Source organism: Pseudonocardia terrae, from assembly GCF_021343995.1.
In the GTDB taxonomy this organism is placed as follows: domain Bacteria; phylum Actinomycetota; class Actinomycetes; order Mycobacteriales; family Pseudonocardiaceae; genus Pseudonocardia; species Pseudonocardia terrae.
The window spans coordinates 30,766-47,437 of record NZ_JAJTTE010000005.1; the positions used below are offsets into that span (position 1 = coordinate 30,766).

16 protein-coding genes are annotated in these 16,672 nt (G+C 73.5%); 4 read left to right on the forward strand and 12 right to left on the reverse strand.

What is annotated here, in order from left to right; genetic code table 11:
- Window positions 1-3: 3 nt before the first annotated feature.
- From LWC33_RS04675 to LWC33_RS04720, 10 genes are all read right to left on the reverse strand, one after another.
- Window positions 4-600: an MSMEG_3727 family PQQ-associated protein gene (locus tag LWC33_RS04675; protein WP_308190907.1), complete on the reverse strand. Its 597-nt coding sequence runs from the start codon at window positions 598-600 to the stop codon at window positions 4-6.
- Between the two features lie 239 nt (window positions 601-839).
- Window positions 840-2,243: a DNA-binding protein gene (locus LWC33_RS04680; protein ID WP_233302962.1), complete on the reverse strand. Its 1,404-nt coding sequence runs from the start codon at window positions 2,241-2,243 to the stop codon at window positions 840-842.
- Between the two features lie 150 nt (window positions 2,244-2,393).
- Window positions 2,394-4,583, reverse strand: coding sequence for a catalase/peroxidase HPI (gene katG / locus LWC33_RS04685; RefSeq protein ID WP_233303116.1), 2,190 nt, complete (start codon window positions 4,581-4,583; stop codon window positions 2,394-2,396).
- A gap of 74 nt (window positions 4,584-4,657) precedes the next feature.
- Entirely contained in the window at window positions 4,658-4,822 is a 165-nt protein-coding gene (locus tag LWC33_RS04690; RefSeq protein WP_233302963.1) for a hypothetical protein, read from the reverse strand.
- Between the two features lie 84 nt (window positions 4,823-4,906).
- Window positions 4,907-6,142, reverse strand: coding sequence for an acyl-CoA dehydrogenase family protein (locus LWC33_RS04695; RefSeq protein ID WP_233302964.1), 1,236 nt, complete (start codon window positions 6,140-6,142; stop codon window positions 4,907-4,909).
- A gap of 76 nt (window positions 6,143-6,218) precedes the next feature.
- The gene (locus LWC33_RS04700; protein WP_233302965.1) at window positions 6,219-7,163 is read right to left on the reverse strand and encodes an AraC family transcriptional regulator; all 945 of its coding nucleotides are present in this window, start codon (window positions 7,161-7,163) and stop codon (window positions 6,219-6,221) included.
- Window positions 7,164-7,255: 92 nt separating this feature from the next.
- Window positions 7,256-7,456 carry a ferredoxin gene (locus LWC33_RS04705; protein WP_233302966.1) on the reverse strand — a complete coding sequence of 67 codons (201 nt, stop codon included), beginning with the start codon at window positions 7,454-7,456 and terminating at the stop codon, window positions 7,256-7,258.
- Window positions 7,453-8,115, reverse strand: a complete 663-nt coding sequence (locus LWC33_RS04710) for a TetR/AcrR family transcriptional regulator (protein WP_233302967.1) — start codon at window positions 8,113-8,115, stop codon at window positions 7,453-7,455. Before LWC33_RS04710 ends, LWC33_RS04705 begins: the two co-directional genes overlap by 4 nt.
- A 15-nt stretch (window positions 8,116-8,130) precedes the next feature.
- Complete coding sequence (locus LWC33_RS04715; protein WP_233302968.1) at window positions 8,131-9,345, reverse strand: cytochrome P450; 1,215 nt, start codon at window positions 9,343-9,345, stop codon at window positions 8,131-8,133.
- 139 nt (window positions 9,346-9,484) lie between these two features.
- On the reverse strand, window positions 9,485-10,336 hold the full coding sequence (locus LWC33_RS04720) for a class II aldolase/adducin family protein (RefSeq protein WP_372476549.1): 852 nt from the start codon (window positions 10,334-10,336) through the stop codon (window positions 9,485-9,487).
- A 68-nt stretch (window positions 10,337-10,404) separates the two neighbouring features.
- Here LWC33_RS04720 and LWC33_RS04725 point away from each other — a divergent pair, with 68 nt between their 5' ends.
- From LWC33_RS04725 to LWC33_RS04735, 3 genes are all read left to right on the forward strand, one after another.
- On the forward strand, window positions 10,405-11,820 hold the full coding sequence (locus LWC33_RS04725) for a phytoene desaturase family protein (RefSeq protein ID WP_233302969.1): 1,416 nt from the start codon (window positions 10,405-10,407) through the stop codon (window positions 11,818-11,820).
- 208 nt (window positions 11,821-12,028) lie between these two features.
- A complete protein-coding gene (locus LWC33_RS04730; RefSeq protein ID WP_233302970.1) occupies window positions 12,029-12,352 on the forward strand; it encodes a hypothetical protein in 324 nt (107 codons plus the stop codon).
- Entirely contained in the window at window positions 12,349-13,239 is an 891-nt protein-coding gene (locus LWC33_RS04735) for an HTTM domain-containing protein (protein WP_233303118.1), read from the forward strand. Before LWC33_RS04730 ends, LWC33_RS04735 begins: the two co-directional genes overlap by 4 nt.
- Here LWC33_RS04735 and LWC33_RS04740 read toward each other — a convergent pair.
- A complete protein-coding gene (locus LWC33_RS04740; RefSeq protein WP_233302971.1) occupies window positions 13,166-14,107 on the reverse strand; it encodes an NAD(P)H-dependent flavin oxidoreductase in 942 nt (313 codons plus the stop codon). The genes LWC33_RS04735 and LWC33_RS04740 overlap by 74 nt on opposite strands.
- Window positions 14,108-14,181: 74 nt before the next feature.
- On the opposite strand from LWC33_RS04740, the gene LWC33_RS04745 reads away from it, so the two are divergent.
- A complete protein-coding gene (locus LWC33_RS04745; RefSeq protein WP_233302972.1) occupies window positions 14,182-14,406 on the forward strand; it encodes an RNA-binding S4 domain-containing protein in 225 nt (74 codons plus the stop codon).
- 5 nt (window positions 14,407-14,411) lie between these two features.
- On the opposite strand, the gene LWC33_RS04750 is transcribed toward LWC33_RS04745, so the two are convergent.
- The gene (locus tag LWC33_RS04750) at window positions 14,412-16,493 is read right to left on the reverse strand and encodes an acyltransferase family protein (RefSeq protein ID WP_233302973.1); all 2,082 of its coding nucleotides are present in this window, start codon (window positions 16,491-16,493) and stop codon (window positions 14,412-14,414) included.
- Window positions 16,494-16,672 lie beyond the last annotated feature (179 nt).

The window sequence follows — 16,672 nt, forward strand, 5'->3', positions numbered from 1 at the left end:
TTCCTACGGCCGCGGCTGTTCGGGTCGGTCGAGGCGGGCCTCGGGCGGGACGTCGCCCAGGACGACGATGGCGCCGGTCAGCCCGCGGCCCTCGTCGTTTCCGGTGGGCGAGCTGAACCAGTAGTAGCCGGGGCCGTCGAGATTGAGCTTCGCCCGCCCGCGGGAATGGTTCACCAACCAGATGAACTTCCGGTCCCCATTGCTGGGGAACAGCGCGCAGTGCGTGTTCAGATCGTCGTTGAAGATCTCGATCTCGAGGTCGCCGCCGTGCGGCATGACGATGACGGCGGGGTCCCACGCGATCTCGTCCGGGTTGATCCGGAGGCGGACGTGCATCGTGCCGTCTTCGTGCTCCTTGGCCTGTTCGATGTTGCCGGTCGTGATGACACGTCCGATGGGGCCTTTGTTCTGGGTGTCCAGCCCCAGCTTGTGCAGCAGTTCCGCCCGATCCTGGGCGCTACTGGTCGTCATCGGCTTCGCCTCCTGGTTGGCGCCTGTCCGCGTGTCGTCCGCCTCGCGCGCCCGGCGGCCCGCCGGTCCGGGATCGGTGTCACGCCCCGTCGAACCGGTGCGCGACGACCGGCCCGGTGTCACGGGCATCGGTCGCTGTCGGTCGTCTCGAAAGCCGTCCGGAATTGTGCACGACGATCGCCGGGAACGGCGGTCGCCATTCGCGATCGACCCCGCCCCGAATTCGTTCGCCGGAGAGGCAAAACGTTACGCCGGTCACAGGAGAAGCGGCAAGGTCAGGTACCGGCTCGCGGTACGGAGCACCGTTCGTTCGGCCGGAGCTACCGTTCCCCCGCGATCCGGTGCCGCCGGAAGATCGCCGATCCGGGTCAGATCCCGAGGGCCCGCCGCACCCCGGGCGCGTTGCGCCGCGACACCGGCACCCGGACGCCCGCGCGGTCGTCGAGGATCAGCGACAGCTCGCCCTTGTCGCCGCGCTCGACCTCCCGGACACGGTCGAGATTCACCACGTACCGGCGGTGGACCCGCAGGAAGCCGGCGTCGGCGAGCTCCTCGTCGAGCCGGTCGAGGCCGGCGGAGGCGGCCCGCAGGCGCCCCTCGTCGGTCGAGAGCCAGACGTCGTTGCCGTCGGCCTCGGCGAGGCAGACCTCCGCCGGCCGCAGCAGCACCAGGCGGTTCTCGCGCAGGGCGACGAGCCGCCGCCTTGTGCCCTGCGGCACCCGCGGCCGGGCCGGCGCCTCGAGCTCTCCCAGCGACTCCCCGTCGACGCTGCCGAACGCCAGCAGGCTCCCCACCAGCCGGCCTGAGACGAACACCGGGCGGACGCTGACCGGCGTGGGTTCCTCGGCGAGGTGGGTGAAGACCTGCGTGGCACCCACCCAGTCCGGGTTGTGCGCCGCCTGCCGGTCGGCGTAGCGCGCGATGCCGATCAGGTCGGGCAGCCCAGGGTTCCAGCGCACCGTCGGGTCGATCGCCGGGGTGGCGGCGGGGACGCCCATGAGCACGCTCGCCGTCTCGTCGGCGATCACCACCTTGCCCGCCGTGTCCATCGCGGCGAGCGCGGCACCCGGCCGGGCACGGGCCTGTGTGAACGCCGCGACCAGCGCGGTCCCGCTGTCCCGGGCGCGGCTGCGCAGCGTGCGTCGCGTCGTGGCGACCGCCTGCGAGAGCCAGGCGCCCGTCGCGTCGGGCAGGGCGGTGCGCCAGCAGGAGATGTTGAGGACGGCGATCGGGGCCCGGGTCACGACGTCGCGCACCGCGATGCCGGCGCAGACCCAGTTGTGGAAGGCCCGGCACCAGTGCTCGGCGCCGCGGACCAGGACCGGGCCGTGTCCCTCCAGCGCCGTGCCCATGCCGTTCGTGCCCGCCGCGCACTCCGACCAGCAGAACCAGGGCGCCAGGTTGGCGTCCGACGCCCGGCCCAGCGTGGTGTGGTTCCCCCACGCGGCGAGGATCCGCCCGGTCGCGTCGGCGACGGTGACGATGCCGCTGAGGTTGTCGACGTCCTGGGCCACGGAAGCTGCCAGGCCGCCCAGCTCGGTGAACACGACGTCGTGCTCGAGCGTGTGGTCGATCTGCTCGACGGCGACCGGCGCGGCCTGCAGGTGCGGGTCGACGCGGTACTGCTCCCGGCAGCGGTGCCAGGACACCACCACCTCCGGGCGGACCCCGGGGACGTTGTCCTCGCCCTCCACGAACCGCTCCCACGCCGCGAGCACGGTGTCCCGGTAGGGGGTCGCCGCCGTGGGGCCGAGCCGGTGTACGTCGTTCATCAGGAGACCACTCGTCGTTGAGCGCAGCCAGGGAGGTCCCACTGTAGGCACCGGCGCACCCGTGCGTCAGCAGACGAAAGGGCCCCCGGGACGACGTCCCGAGGGCCCTTTCGGGTCAGCGGCGCTCAAAGCGCCCCGCGGTCCGCGGGATCAGACCAGGTCGTACCGGTCGGCGTTCGCGACCTTGACCCACGCCGCGACGAAGTCCCGCACGAACTTCTCCCGGGCGTCGTCGCTCGCGTAGACCTCGGCCAGCGCCCGCAGCTCGGAGTTGGAGCCGAAGACCAGGTCGACCCGGGTGCCGGTCCACCTCACCTCGCCGGTGGCACGGTCATGGGCCTCGAACAGGTCGTCGTCGCCCGCCACCGACCTCCACTCGACGTCCATGTCGAGCAGGTTCGTGAAGAAGTCGTTGGTCAGCGTGCCGGGCGCGTCGGTGAGCACACCGGCCTTCGAGCCGCCGGTGTTCGCGCCCAGCACCCGCAGGCCGCCGACCAGGACGGTCATCTCCGGCGCGCTCAGGCCCAGCAGGTTCGCCCGGTCGACGAGCAGGTACTCGCCGGGGAGGCGGTGCCCCTTGCCGCGGTGGTTGCGGAAGCCGTCCGCGGTCGGCTCGAGGTACGCGAAGGAGTCGACGTCCGTCTGCTCCTGGGTCGCGTCGGTCCGGCCCGGGGTGAACGGCACCTCGACCGGGGTGCCGGCGTCCTTCGCGGCCTTCTCGATCGCGGCGGCACCGGCCAGCACGACCAGGTCGGCGAAGGAGACCTGCTTCCCGAACGACGCCTGGACGCCCTCCAGCGCCCGGATCACCTGGGCGAGCTCGTCCGGGTCGTTGACCTCCCAGCCGCGCTGCGGCTCGAGCCGGAGCCGACCGCCGTTCGCGCCGCCGCGCTTGTCGCTGCTGCGGAACGACGAGGCCGCGGCCCACGAGGCCGACACCAGCTGCGCCACCGACAGGCCCGTGCCGAGGATCTGTGCCTTGAGGGCGGTGACGTCCTCGTCGGACAGGGTGTAGTCGCCGCGGGCGGGCACCGGGTCCTGCCAGAGCAGCTCCTCCTGCGGCACCAGCGGTCCGAGGTAGCGCTGGATCGGGCCCATGTCGCGGTGGGTCAGCTTGTACCAGGCGCGGGCGAACGCGTCGGCGAACTCCGCCGGGTTCTCGTGGAACCGGCGCGAGATCGGCTCGTAGATCGGGTCCATGCGCAGCGCGAGGTCCGTGGTCAGCATCGTGACCGGCCGGTCGAGCTCGCCGGTCTCCGGGTCCGGGATCCTGTTGTCCCCGGAGCCGTCCTTCGCCACCCACTGCCACGCGCCGGCCGGGCTCTTGGTGACCTCGTACTCGTAGCCGAACAGGTTGTCGAAGAAGCCGTTGCCCCACTGTGTCGGCGTGGAGGTCCAGGTGACCTCGAGGCCCGACGTGATGGTGTCGCGCCCCTTGCCCGTGCCGAAGCCCTGCTTCCAGCCCAGGCCCTGCTGCTCGATCGGCGCGCCCTCGGGCTCCGGCCCGACGTTGTCGTCGACGTCCGGGTTCGCCGCACCGTGGGTCTTGCCGAAGGTGTGGCCGCCGGCGATGAGCGCGACGGTCTCCTCGTCGTTCATCGCCATCCGGCCGAAGGTCTCGCGGATGTCGCGGGCCGCGGCGACCGGGTCCGGGTTGGCGTTCGGGCCCTCCGGGTTGACGTAGATCAGACCCATCTGGACCGCGCCGAGCGGCTTCTCCAGCTCGCGGTCACCGGTGTAGCGCTCGTCGCCGAGCCAGGTCCGCTCCGGGCCCCAGTAGACGTCCTCGTCCGGCTCCCACACGTCCGCGCGGCCGCCGGCGAAGCCGAAGGTCTTCAGGCCCATGGTCTCCAGGGCGCGGTTGCCCGTGAAGACGAGGAGGTCGGCCCAGGAGACCTTCCTGCCCCACTTCTTCTTGACCGGCCAGAGCAGGCGGCGCGCCTTGTCCAGGTTGCCGTTGTCCGGCCAGCTGTTGAGCGGCGCGAAGCGCTGCATGCCCGCGCCCGCCCCGCCGCGCCCGTCGTCCACGCGGTAGGTGCCCGCGCTGTGCCACGCCATGCGGATCATGAACGGGCCGTAGTTCCCGAAGTCGGCCGGCCACCAGTCCTTCGAGTCGGTGAGGACGGCGTCGACGTCCCAGGCCAGCTCGTCGAGGTCGACGGTCGCGAACTCCGCGGCGTAGTCGAAGTCCGCGCCCATCGGGTTGGCGACGGCCGGGTGCTTGCGCAGGATCTTCAGGTTCAGCTGGTCGGGCCACCAGTCGGTGTTGCTCGCACCCTCGGTGGGGTGCCCGAGGCGGCCGGCGTGCACGGGACAGCCGCCGGCCCCGTCCGTCTGCATCTGCTTCTCGACCGTGGTGTGGTCGTCGGACAGCGACACTGCGATCCTCCTGCGTTCGGGGGAGTGTGGTGGGCTCAGGTACTCGGTGCGGTGGAGCAGGGGGGACAGAGACCCCGGGAGACGACCTCGGCCTCGTGGATCGCCACGTGGTGACGGCAGTCGCCGACCGCCACGCGGGGCCGCGTCACGAGCAGGGCGAACCCGCGCGACAGGCGCTCGGAGTCCTCGGTCGTCGGCACGGGGCGGAGTCTGGCGCACGTTCTGGAACCAATCAAGAACGTGTCGCACTCTGAGACCGGCGCACGCGGCCTGACCCCGTCCCGCTAGGCCATGCCCGACGCCGCGAGCGGGTCGTAGCCGGGGGTGCGGAGCAGCGCCTGCAGCTGCCGGCGACGCACGCCCACGTTGGACCCCTCGATCACCGGGTACGCGAGGGCCTCGTTCAGGTACCGGAGCAGCGGGAACGCCGTGTCGTAGGCCGACACGCCCACGACCTTCACGAGGTCGGTGATCACCGCGACGGCGGTCTCCGACCCGAACACCTTGGCGTGCAGCGCCCACTCCGGGCCGTGCGGATCCCCGGCGAGCGCGGCGTCGAGGGCCCGCCAGGACAGCAGCCGGACGGCCTCGATCCGGCCCTTGGCGTCGGCGAGGACGTCCGCGACCGCCTGGTGCCCGACGATCGGCACCGCGCCGCCACGCTTCTCGGTGGTGGCGAACCGGAGGGCCACCTCGAAGGCCCGGCGCATCGCCGCGACGGCGAAGATCCCGATCGAGGCCCCGCTGCCGACGAAGGCGTTGCGGCACAGCTGTACCCCCTGGCCCTCGCGGCCGAGCAGGTTCGTCCGGGGCACCCGGACGTCGACGAGCCGGACCGTCGCGGTGAGGCAGCCGCGCAGGGCCGGCAGGTCGTGGTACTCCTCCACCTCGACGTGGCCCGCCAGCTGCTCCCGCTCGGCGACGAGCAGCGACACCCCGCCCGGCGCCCGGCAGACGATCGTCATGAGGTCGGGGCCGTCGCCGTCCCAGCCCGGCAGGTGCGACGCCCACGCCTTGCGCCCGTTGATCACATAGTGGTCCCCGTCGTGGACCGCGGTGGTGCGGGTGCCCTCGGCGGGTGGCGGCGCGTCGAAGTTGGCGCTGCCGCCGGGCTCCGAGTAGGCCATCGCGGCCACCGGTGCACCGGAGGCGGCGAGGAAGGGCGCCACGAGACGCGCCACCTGCTCGGACGAGCCGACCTCGTAGACGGGCGCGAGCGCGATCAGCGGCCCGGCCATCGAGATCACGAAGTCCGGGCTGTGGGCGGCCCATTCCTCGATGAGGATCGCCGCGTCGACACCGCCGCCGGCGGCGCCCCCGAAGGGCACCGGGATCAGGCCCTTCAGGAAGCCGGCGGCGACCGCCTTCTCGAACGCGGGCCGGGCCAGCATCGCCCGGCGGACCGGGTCGGGCTCGGCGCGGACGGCCTCGGCCAGGTCGCGCAGGTTCGCCTCGGCGAACTCCCGCGCGCCGCGCTTGAGCGCGACCTGCTCGAGGGAGAGGGAGAAGGAGACGGGCACCGGGACCTCCGTCATCGGTACCGGACGACGTCCGGCGCGGAGCCCCAGGCTCCCGGCGCGCGTGCCGGTGGTCTCGTCAGCCCGTGCGCGGCACCTGTGCAGTTCGTGCAGACCCGCGGAGCTCGGTCGGCGCGCAGCCGTGGGTGCGGCGGAACGCCCGGCTGAACGAGGCCGGGTCGAGGAATCCCACCGAGGCGCCGATCTCGGTGACGGTCCGGGTGTCGGCAGGGTCGGCGAGCAGGACGGCCGCGCGCTCGAGGCGAAGTCGCCGGACGGTGGCGGCGAAGGTCTCCTCGCCGCCGGCGAACGCGGCGTGCAGGGTGCGGGGCGATATCGCGAACCGGCGGCAGACGGAGGCCACGGACAATGCGGGATCGCCCAGCCTGCCGTGGACGTGGCGCAGGACGGCGCTCCGCAGCAGCGCGCCGGGCGGCGCCTGCGGCCCCGGGGCCGCCGCGGCCGGGACGGCCGACGCGAGGGCGTGCTCCAGCTCGGCGGCGGCGAGCGGACCGGCGTCCTCGACCTCCCAGAGGGCGCCGATCATCGCGCTCACCACACCGCCGGCGCCGCGGCCGTCCCAGCGCCCGCCGAGCCGGGACCGCAGGCCGCGGCCGTCGAGCAGATCGTGGGGGAGGCGGTAGGAGACCATCCGCCAGGGCTCGTCGAAGTCGAACCGGTAGGGCTCGGTGGTGTCGACGACCGTGAACTCACCCGGTCCGACCACCGCGTCGGCCCCGGCCTGCCGGACCCGGCACCGGCCCGCGACCTGCAGGTTCAGGAAGTAGAAGGCCCCGTCGGTGCGGGCGACCTCGGCCGGCCCGTGCAGGGTCGCCTGCGGCTGCGAGGCGATGTGCGCGCGCATCACCTGCTGCAGTGGCCGCGTTTCGACGCGGGCGGCGAAGCCCGGGCCGGCGGCGTCGGCGCGCCGCGGGGTCAGGGGCACGAAGGCGCGGCAGATGACCTCGTGCCAGTACCCGAACTGCTCGCGTTCGGGCCGGGCCGCGACGTCCCAGACGGCCATTCGCCGACCTCCTCGCGCCCGGCGTGGACGGTGCGGTCGCCGTCCACGCCGAATGCTCGTCCGGGACGTCGGTGCCGGTCAACCGGCCGACGTCAGGAGTCCTCGTGCACCGTGATCGCGGCGGCGGGGCAGACGTCGGCGGCCTCGCGGACCGCGCCGTGCAGGGCGGCGTCGGGCTCGGCCTCGAGCAGCACCACGATCCCGTCGTCCTCGCGCTGGTCGAACACGTCCGGCGCGAGCATCACGCACTGCCCGGCGCCGCAGCAGCGGTCCTCGTCGACGGTCACCTTCATGCTCGGTCTCCTCTCGTGGGGGTGGGCGCGGCCGGAGCGAGCCAGAGGCCGACGATCGCGTCGACCAGGCCGGTGGCGGTCGCGTCCCAGGTGGTCCGGGGTGTGGGGGTGCCCTCGGCGAGGGCGCGCTCCCGTTCGGCGCACACGTGCACCATCAGCAGGCGGGTCATGTCCCCGCGCTCGAGGCGGACCGCGGCGGGCAGGTCCGGCAGGCACCGGTTGAGCCCGTCGACGGTCGCGAGCAGCGCCGGCGACCCCAGCGACTCCTGCGTGACGATCTCGCGGTAGGCCGGCTCGGTCGTGAGCTGGGCGTGGAACCGCGCGAACCAGGTCGGCGGGCCGACGGCGTCGAGGTGCCCGGTCAGCGGGCGCACCAGGCAGCCGACCCACGCCCGGACCTCCGACGACCCCTCGGTGGCGGCGAGGGCCTCGGCCCGCAGTCCCTCGATCCGCGAGGTGTGCCGGCGCACCACGGCCCGGACCAGGTCTTCCTTGGCGCCGAAGTGGTACCCGACGACGGCGGTGTTGCCCTGCCCGGCCGCCTCGCCGATCTGCCGGTTCGACACCGCCAGCACGCCGCGCTCGGCGAAGAGCCGCTCGGCGGCGTCGAGGATGAGCGCCCGGGTGGCCTCGGCGCGGCTCGCGCGCGGTGACGTCACGACCGCGTCACCGGGTCACCAGCGCACCGGCAGCTCACGGAGCCCGCCGACGGCCAGGCCCTCGACCCGCTGCAGCTCGTCGACCGGCACGGCGAGGTCGAGCCCGGGCAGCCGGCGCAGCAGCACCTCGAGGGTGACCTGCAGCTCGGTGCGGGCGAGCGCCTGGCCGAGGCAGGAGTGCGGGCCGGAGCCGAAGCTCAGGTGCGGGTTCGGCGAGCGGGTCAGGTCCATCTCCTCGGCGCCCGCGAACGCGCCGGCGTCGCGGTTCGCGGCGCCCATGCTGCACATGACCGTGGTCCCGGCGGGCAGCGCGCCGCTCGTGAGCTCGACGTCCTCCGCGATGTAGCGGGGCATGCCGATGCCCGGGTTGGCGTCGAAGCGCAGCGCCTCCTCGACGGCGGTGCGCACCAGGGACGGGTCGGCCAGCAGCTGCTCCCAGCGGCCGCGGTCCGCGAGCAGCATCGCGACCATCTTGCTGATCATGTTCGCGGTGGTCTCGTGCCCGGCGACGAGCAGGCCCTGCCCGGTGGCGACGAGCTGGGCGTCGGTGAGCAGGGTGCCGTCCGCCATGGGCTCGGTGGTCAGCTCGCTGAGCAGGTCGTCGCCGGGCTGCTCGCGCTTGGCGCGGACGTGGACCTGCATGTAGCCCAGGAACTCGGTCTGCGCCGCGACGATCTCCTCCCGGGTGTACCGGGTGAGGTTGAGCAGCGTGTCCGACCAGTAGGAGAACTTGTCGCGGTCGGAGTCCGGCACGCCGAGCATCGTGCAGATGACCCAGACCGGCAGCGGGAAGCCGAGCGCGGCCTTGAGGTCCGCGGGCGCGCCCTGGGCGACCATGTCGTCGATCAGCGAATCGGCCATCGCCTCGATCCGGGGCCGCAGCGCGGTCATCCGCCTGGCCGTGAACCAGCGCATGACCAGCCGCCGCCACTGCTGGTGCGCCGGGCCGCTCTGCGGCAGCACGCTCGCCATGTCGCTGTCGAACACGCCTCCGGAGTCGGAGATCCGGGCGCCCTGTCCGCCGCCGACACGGGGGAAGCGCGGATCGGAGAGGACCTGCTTGACGTCGTCGTAGCGGGTGAGCAGCTGGGCGTGGTCGCCGCTGGGCAGGGTCACCCTGGCGACGGGACAGCGGTCGCGCAGCTCGGCCCACTCCTTCGGCGGGTCGAGCGGGTCCGGGGCGGGCAGCGGGTAGTGCAGCTCGCCGGTGCCGGGGTCGGAGAGGGTCACGGAGCGGTCCTTCCGGTGGTGGGCGGTCGGGCTCGGTCGCCCCACTCTAAATCAACCGCTTGATTGAGTCACCGGGTGGAAGGTCACGCCCCGACGGGGAACCCGGCGCGCGCCGGGGTCCCCCGCCGTGGTGGGGACGTCAGTCGAACAGGTCGGGGTCGGTCCGGACGATCTCGTCCCAGAGCGGCTGGAAGGCGAACCACCCGGCGTAGTGCCCGCCGGTCTGCTCGCGGGTGAAGCGCGCGTTCGCCGGGTCGACCAACGTCGGCGTCCCGGCGGCCTCGGCCAGCAGCTGGGCCTGGCAGTTGCGCTCGGTGCTCACGAACCACCACGCCGCCTCGGCGACGGTGTGCCCGACGGTGAAGATCCCGTGGTTGCGGTGGAAGCACATGGCGTTGTCGCCGAGGCCCTTCGCGAGCAGCCGGCCCGCCTCCTCGTCCACGACGACGGCGCCGGCCCCCTCGGTGACCACCGTGTGGTTCTCGTAGAGCGCGCAGGCGTCCTGGGTGATCGGGTCGAGCGGCCGGCCGAGCGAGGACCAGGCCTTGCCGTACACGGAGTGCGCGTGGCAGGCCGCGACGACGTCCGGGCGGGCCCGGTGGACGGCCGAGTGGATCACGAACCCGGCCCGGTTCACCGGCTTGTTCCCGTACCGCACGGCCCCGGTGTGGTCGACCAGGATCAGGTCGGAGACGCGGATGTGCCGGAAGGACATGCCGAAGGGATTCACCCAGAACATGTCCTCGTGCTCCGGGTCGCGCACGGTGATGTGGCCGGCGACGCCCTCCCCGAACCCGAACCGGCCGAAGATCCGGAACGCGCCGGCGAGCTGCTGCTTGCGGTGCAGCCGCTCCTCCTCGACGGTCGCGAACTCGGGCGGCCGCGGCAGGGCGATGCCCTTCTGGGTGGGCTCGAAGGAGGGCATCCCTCCGGCGGCGGGGTCGGAGTCGGAGGGGGAGGTGGGGGCGGACGTCGTCGTCGGTGCAGCCATGCTCCGACGGTGCGCCACGCGGCCCCGGCCCGTCAACGGGGTCCGGGGCGGTCGTTAGGGTCGCGGCCGTGAGCAGCGCGGTCGTGGTCGGCAGCGGTCCCAACGGCCTCACCGCGGCGGCGCTGCTGGCGCGCGCGGGCGTCGAGGTCACCGTCATCGAGGCGGCACCGGAGATCGGCGGCGGCACCCGCACGAGCGAGGCGATCGTGCCCGGGCTGCGGCACGACCACTGCTCGGCGGTGCACCCGATGGCCGTCGGCTCGCCCGCCCTGCAGGACCTGCGGCTCGAGGAGCACGGCCTGCAGTGGCGGTGGCCGGAGATCGACTGCGTGCACCCGCTCGACGACGGCACGGCCGGGGTGCTGCTCCGCTCGGTCGAGGAGACCGCGCGGGGCCTGGGGCGCGACGGTCGGCGCTGGTCCGCGCTGCTCGGCCTGCCGGTCGCCCGCTACGACTCCCTGGCCGAGGACGTCCTCGGGCCGCTGCTGCGGGTCCCGTCGCACCCGCTCGACCTCGCCCGGTTCGGCGTGCCCACGCTGCTGCCCGCGACCGTCCTGGCCCGTGCCTTCGCCACCCCACAGGCCCGGGCGCTGTTCGCCGGCGTCGCCGCGCACGCCTTCCACCCGCTGGAGCGGCCTCTGACCTCGGCGATCGGGCTGGGGATCCTCACCGCGGGGCACCGGCACGGCTGGGCCGTCGCGGCCGGCGGCTCGCGCGCGATCTCCGACGCGCTCGCCGCGGTGCTGACCGAGCACGGCGGACGGATCGAGACGGGGGTCCGGGTGACCGCCGCCCGGCAGCTGCCCGCGGCCGACGTCGTGCTGTTCGACCTGGCTCCGGTTGCCGTCGCGGACATCCTGGGCGACCGGCTACCCGGCCGGGTCGCCCGGGCGTACCGGCGGTACCGGCACGGACCGGGGGCGTTCAAGGTCGACTTCGCGGTGCAGGGCGGGGTGCCCTGGCGGAACCCGGAGGCCGCGCGTGCCGGGACGGTGCACCTGGGCGGGACGCTGGAGGAGGTCGCGGCCGGGGAGCGGGCGATCCACGCCGGTCGGCTGCCGGAGCGGCCGTTCGTGCTGGTCGGGCAGCAGTACCTGGCCGACCCGGGCCGGTCTGTGGGGGAGGTGCACCCGGTCTGGGCCTACGCGCACGTCCCGCACGCGTTCGCGGGCGACGCCACGGAGGCGATCGTCGCGCAGGTCGAGCGGTTCGCGCCGGGCTTCCGCGACCGGATCGTGGGGACGGCGGTGCGGACCACCACGGAGCTGGCCCGGTCCAACCCGAACTTCGTGGGCGGCGACATCGTCGGCGGGTCGACGCGGGCGGTTCGGCTGCTGGTCGGGCCGCGCCCGACGGCCACCCCGTACGACGTCGGTGTGCCGGGCATGTACCTCTGCTCGGCCGCGACCCCGCCCGGCGCGGGGGCGCACGGGATGTGCGGGGCGCATGCCGCCGAGCGGGCGCTGCGGTACCTGCGCCGCTGAGCTGAGCGCCGGACGGGACGCCACGGCGTCGACCGGGCTGCGTCGACCGGGCTGCGTCGAGCCTGTCCGGACGGGATGGACCGGACAGGGTCGACGGAACGACGTCGACCGCACCAGAAGGGCGGATCGGCGCGGATCGCCCACCGCCGATCGCAGCCCGGCCGCGACCCGGCCCGATCGGGTGAAGTGCCGCACTACGGTCGGCCGGATGAACCGAGCGCTGGCGTCCCGGCTGCTGGTGGGGGTGCTGGCCCTGGAGATCGTGGTCCCGGCCGTGTCGCTGGCGACCACGTCGACGCCGCGGCACTACGCCTGGAGCATGTTCGTCGAGTCGTCGACCGACTACCGCTACGTCGGCCTGACCGGCGACGAGGCGCAGGTCCCGCTCGACCCGGCCGAGGTCGGGCGGCCGTGGTCGGCGATCCACTACGGACCGCAGACGCCGCAGCGGCTGTGCGCCCTGCACCCGGAGCTGACCTCGGTGACCCGGTTCTACGACGCCGACCTCGAGAGCGTGCAGCCGTGCGGATGATCCCCGAGACCGTGCCGGGCCGCCCGCTCGCCGCCTACCGGATCGTGCTGGGGCTGGTCGCGGTGGTGCGCGCGCTGGCCCTCACCGCCAACCCCTACCTGGGCAACCGCCCGCACCCGCTCTACCCGTTCCTGCCCGCGCTGCCGACGCCGGTCTGGACGGTCGTCGGGCTGGTGATGCTGGCCGCCGCCGTGCTCGTCGTGCTGGGCGACCGTGCCCGGCCGGCTGCCGCGACCGTCGGGATCTGTGTGTTCGTCCTGATGTGGGGCGCGGGCTACTACGGCAACGGCGCGTACCTGCTGGCCACGATGTCGATCCTGATCTCCTTCACGCGGTGCGACGCCGGCCTCGCCCTGCGTCCGCGCCGATACGCGGACGGCGTGTGGGCGCCGCCCGTGTACCTGATGCGCGCCCAGGTCACGATCGTCTACGTCTACGCCGCCCTCGGGAAGCTCAGCCTCGACTTCCTCTCCGGCAACGGGCTCGCGTCGTGGGGGATCCACTCGGCCCTCGCGCCGCGGTTCCTGCTGGTCCTGCCCGTCCTCGTGCCGATGGCGGTGGGCGCGGTCGCGACCGAGCTGTTCGTCGCCGTGGCGCTGTGGTTCCGGCGGACGCGTCCGGTCGCGATCGCGCTCGGGCTCCTGCTGCACCTGTGCATGATCGGCTGGATCAGCGACAGCCTGATCGCCGTCGTGGAGCTGACCTGCTTCGCCGCCACCACGACCGGGGGCTATCTGCTCTTCGTCGACCGGCTGCCCCGGGTCGTGGAGCGCCGGCTGCCGGAGACCGCGCCCGCGGGCGACCCGCGGCCGGTCAGGCGTCCTCGAGATACCGCTTGGCCAGCCCGCCGAGGGTCTCCTCGAACTCCGCCACCGTCCGCCGGATGATCTCCGCGACGGGCTCGACCCGGCCGATCCGGCCCGCGACCTGGCCCAGCTGGGCGAGGCTCGCGGTGAGGTCGCCGTCGCGGTAGAGCCCGTGGATGTTGCCGAGCAGGGCCATCGGGTCGCCCTCGGTCGTGATCTCGAACGGCGCGGTGGTCGCGGTGCGCAGCACGCGGACCTGCTTGCCGTTGTGCTTGTTGATCAGCATGGTGTCGGTCTCGGCGGCCGCCACCACGGCGTCCTTCATGTTCTGGTGCACCGGGGACTCCTCGGTGGCAACCATCCGCGTGCCCATCTGCACGCCCTCGGCGCCGAGGGCGAACGCGGCGGCCATCGACCGGCCGTCGGCGATCCCGCCCGCGGCCACGATCGGCACCCCGACCTGCGCCGCGACCAGCGGGAGCAGCACCATCGACGACACCTCGCGCGGCGCCTTGAACCCGGCGCCCTCACTGCCCTCGACGACCAGTCCGTCGACGCCGGCTTCGATCGCCTTCTGCGCGCCGCGCAACGACGGGACGACGTGGAAGACGGTCAGGCCCGCCTCCTTCAGCCGCGGGGTGTGGGCGGTGGGGGAGCCCGCGGAGGTCGTGACGAACCCGATGCCCTCCTCGACGATCATGTCGACGATCGCCGGGTCCTTCACGAACGCCAGCGGCAGGTTCACGCCGAAGGGCTTGTCGGTGAGCTCGCGGGTGCGGCGGATGTCCGCGCGCACCTCCTCGATCCCGAGCGAGCCGGGGACCAGGCCCATCGCGCCGGCCTCGGACACCGCGGCGACGAGCCGTGGTTTGGCGATGTAGCCCATCGGGGCCTGCAGGATCGGGACGTCGACGCCCAGCAGCTGGGTCACGCGGTTGGCGAAGGTCACGTTCGTAGGCTAAACGAACGTTCACTCAGTTGGGAAGGTCCGCGACGAAACATCCGGGTGCGAGGATCGCCGGCATGGCAGTCACGCCGATCCAGGACGTCCCGATAGCGACCGAGCCGATCCGGCTCGGGCAGTTCCTCAAGCTCTCCGGTCTCGCCGAGGACGGTGTCCACGCCCGGGAGCTCGTCGAGGCCGGCGAGGTCATGGTCGACGGCCGCACGGAGACCCGCCGCGGCGCCCAGCTGCGCCGGGGGCAGGTCGTGGCCGTGCACGGCCGGCGGGCCCGGCCGGTGGAGTAGGGGCGCTACCAGCCCAGGGTCTGGTGCAGCCGCTCCTCCACGACCGGGGCGAGCGAGGTCATGTACGTGGCCGAGACGTGGTTGAAGTCCATGTACACCAGCACGTTGCCGATCTCGGCGGGGCACAGCGCGGCGTTGCACAGGTGGTCGGAGAAGTCCAGGAAGGTCACGTTCGGCGGGACGTCCGGGGCCACCTGGTACGGCGGGATCGGGCCGTAGACGTCGGCGCGCGGCTGGCCGCACTCCGGGGCGCCGCGACCGCGCTGTTGCAGGCAGTCCGGCGGGCTGAAGGACGGGTCGAAGCGCGGGTTGTCCCGGACGGCGATGACCGGGATGCCGAGCTCGTTCATCCGCTGCCAGGCGGCGACGAAGCCGGGCGGGGTGACCTCGGTGAGGCCGGCGCGGACGTCCCGGCTGGCGAGGGTGAACACGGCGTCGGGGTGCAGGTCGGCGATCTCGTCGACCACCGCGGCGTTCCAGTTCACGCAGTCCTGGTTGGCCGGGTCGACCTCGGACGCGGTGGAGAAGGGGCAGGCCCCCTTGAGCATGTCCACCAGCTCCCAGTTGTTCCGCTGCGCGACCGGGGCCAGCGCGGCGCTGTACTGCTGGGAGTGCGAGTCCCCGACGACCACGATCCGCTTGGCGGGCGGGACCGCGGGATCGGGGAGGGGCATCGTGCACGCCTCGGACGTCGGGTAGTGGGTCATCGGTGCGCACGCCCAGCCGGGGAATCGGTAGAAGTCGTCGGGCGCCGAGACCATCGGCGGGATCAGCTCGACGGACGGGTCGACGTCGTCGATCGCGCCCGCGTGCACGGCCATGGCCCCGGGATGGCGGGAGTCGCCGACGGTGGCGGTCTCGTTCGCCCGCTGGGCGGCCTCGAACTGCCAGACGCCCCCGGCGAGCAGGACCAGCGCGAGGCCGGCCGCCGCGCCCCGCCACCGGGCGCGATCCGTGAGCGGCCCCCGCCGGATGGGCTCCTCGACGACGTGATGGGTGAGCACCGCGAGCGCGACCGACACCGCGATGATCGCCAGGCCGCCGCGCACCCCGACCGTCTCCTGGTTGCGGACGACCAGGAAGAAGATCAGCACCGGCCAGTGCCACAGGTACAGCGCGTAGCTCAGGTCACCCAGGTACTTCACCGGCCGCGAGGCCAGGATCCGGTCCGCCCCGATCCGGCTGCCGGTCATCCCCGCGATCAGCACCAGGCACGCCGCGCCGGTCGGCCACAGCGCCGCGACGCCGGGGAACACGGCGTCGACCCGCAGCAGCGCGCCACAGGCGACCAGCCCGACGACGCCGATCCAGCCGAGCGCGATCCGCCAGCGCCGGGGCAGCGCGATCGCGTCGATCGTGAGCGCCAGCAGGCCGCCGAGGGCGAACTCCCACACCCGTGTGAGCGAGTGGAAGTAGGCCAGGGGCTGGTTGGTGATCGTGAGCGCGACGGAGAAGGTCAGCGAGGCGGCGAACAGGCCGCTCAGCGTGAGCAGCAGGTGCGCGCGCAACCGCTCCCGGGCCTGCCCGGCGACCAGCGCGACCAACGCGATCAGCAGCGGCCAGACGATGTAGAACTGCACCTGGATCGACAGCGACCAGAAGTGCTGGACCACGCTCTGCGTGTTGTGCTGGGCCGCGTAGTCGACCGAGTCGGCGGCGAGCTGCCAGTTCTCCAGGAACACCGCCGAGGCGAAGAGCTCGTGCAGCGTCTGCTGCCAGCGGGCCTCGGGGAGCAGCAGGGCGCCCGCGACCGCGCAGGCGAGCAGCACCGTGAAGGCCGCGGGCAGCAGCCGCGCGGCCTGGCGCGCCCACATCGGGCGGAAGCGGAGCTTGCCGCGGGCCGCGGACCGGAAGAGCTGCCCGGTGATCAGGAAGCCGGAGATCACGAAGAAGACGTCGACGCCGCCGGACACCCGTCCGAACCAGACGTGGTAGGCGACGACGAGGACGACCGCGAGCGCCCGCAGGCCCTGCAGCTCGGGGCGGAACCGGCGGGCACGCTCGGTGTCCGCGGTGGAGGCCGTGGACGCGACGTGCGGGACCGGGCCGGAGGTGGGCTCGACGGGATCGGGCCGCATCGCTGTCATCCGGTCCCTCCGCTGTCGCCTCCTCCGGCCCACCTCGTACACCCGTCCGGCCCCGGTGGGCACTCCGGGCGGGCCCCACGGCGAGGACGGGGGCGAGGGGGAGGCGTGGCCGGTTCGTCACCTCCGGTGACGATCCGGGTCGTTCGTACTGTATGTGCATGACCGGAACCCGCTCGGCG

Coding starts and splice junctions, on each gene's coding strand:
- LWC33_RS04750 (WP_233302973.1), bottom strand. CDS start 16,493: ATGACAGCGATGCGGCCCGATCCCGTCGAGCCCACCTCCGGCCCGGTC.
- LWC33_RS04680 (WP_233302962.1), bottom strand. CDS start 2,243: ATGAACGACGTACACCGGCTCGGCCCCACGGCGGCGACCCCCTACCGG.
- LWC33_RS04700 (WP_233302965.1), bottom strand. CDS start 7,163: ATGGCCGTCTGGGACGTCGCGGCCCGGCCCGAACGCGAGCAGTTCGGG.
- LWC33_RS04745 (WP_233302972.1), top strand. CDS start 14,182: ATGGCAGTCACGCCGATCCAGGACGTCCCGATAGCGACCGAGCCGATC.
- LWC33_RS04675 (WP_308190907.1), bottom strand. CDS start 600: ATGCCCGTGACACCGGGCCGGTCGTCGCGCACCGGTTCGACGGGGCGT.
- katG (WP_233303116.1), bottom strand. CDS start 4,583: ATGCAGACGGACGGGGCCGGCGGCTGTCCCGTGCACGCCGGCCGCCTC.
- LWC33_RS04720 (WP_372476549.1), bottom strand. CDS start 10,336: ATGGCTGCACCGACGACGACGTCCGCCCCCACCTCCCCCTCCGACTCC.
- LWC33_RS04705 (WP_233302966.1), bottom strand. CDS start 7,456: ATGAAGGTGACCGTCGACGAGGACCGCTGCTGCGGCGCCGGGCAGTGC.
- LWC33_RS04730 (WP_233302970.1), top strand. CDS start 12,029: ATGAACCGAGCGCTGGCGTCCCGGCTGCTGGTGGGGGTGCTGGCCCTG.
- LWC33_RS04735 (WP_233303118.1), top strand. CDS start 12,349: ATGATCCCCGAGACCGTGCCGGGCCGCCCGCTCGCCGCCTACCGGATC.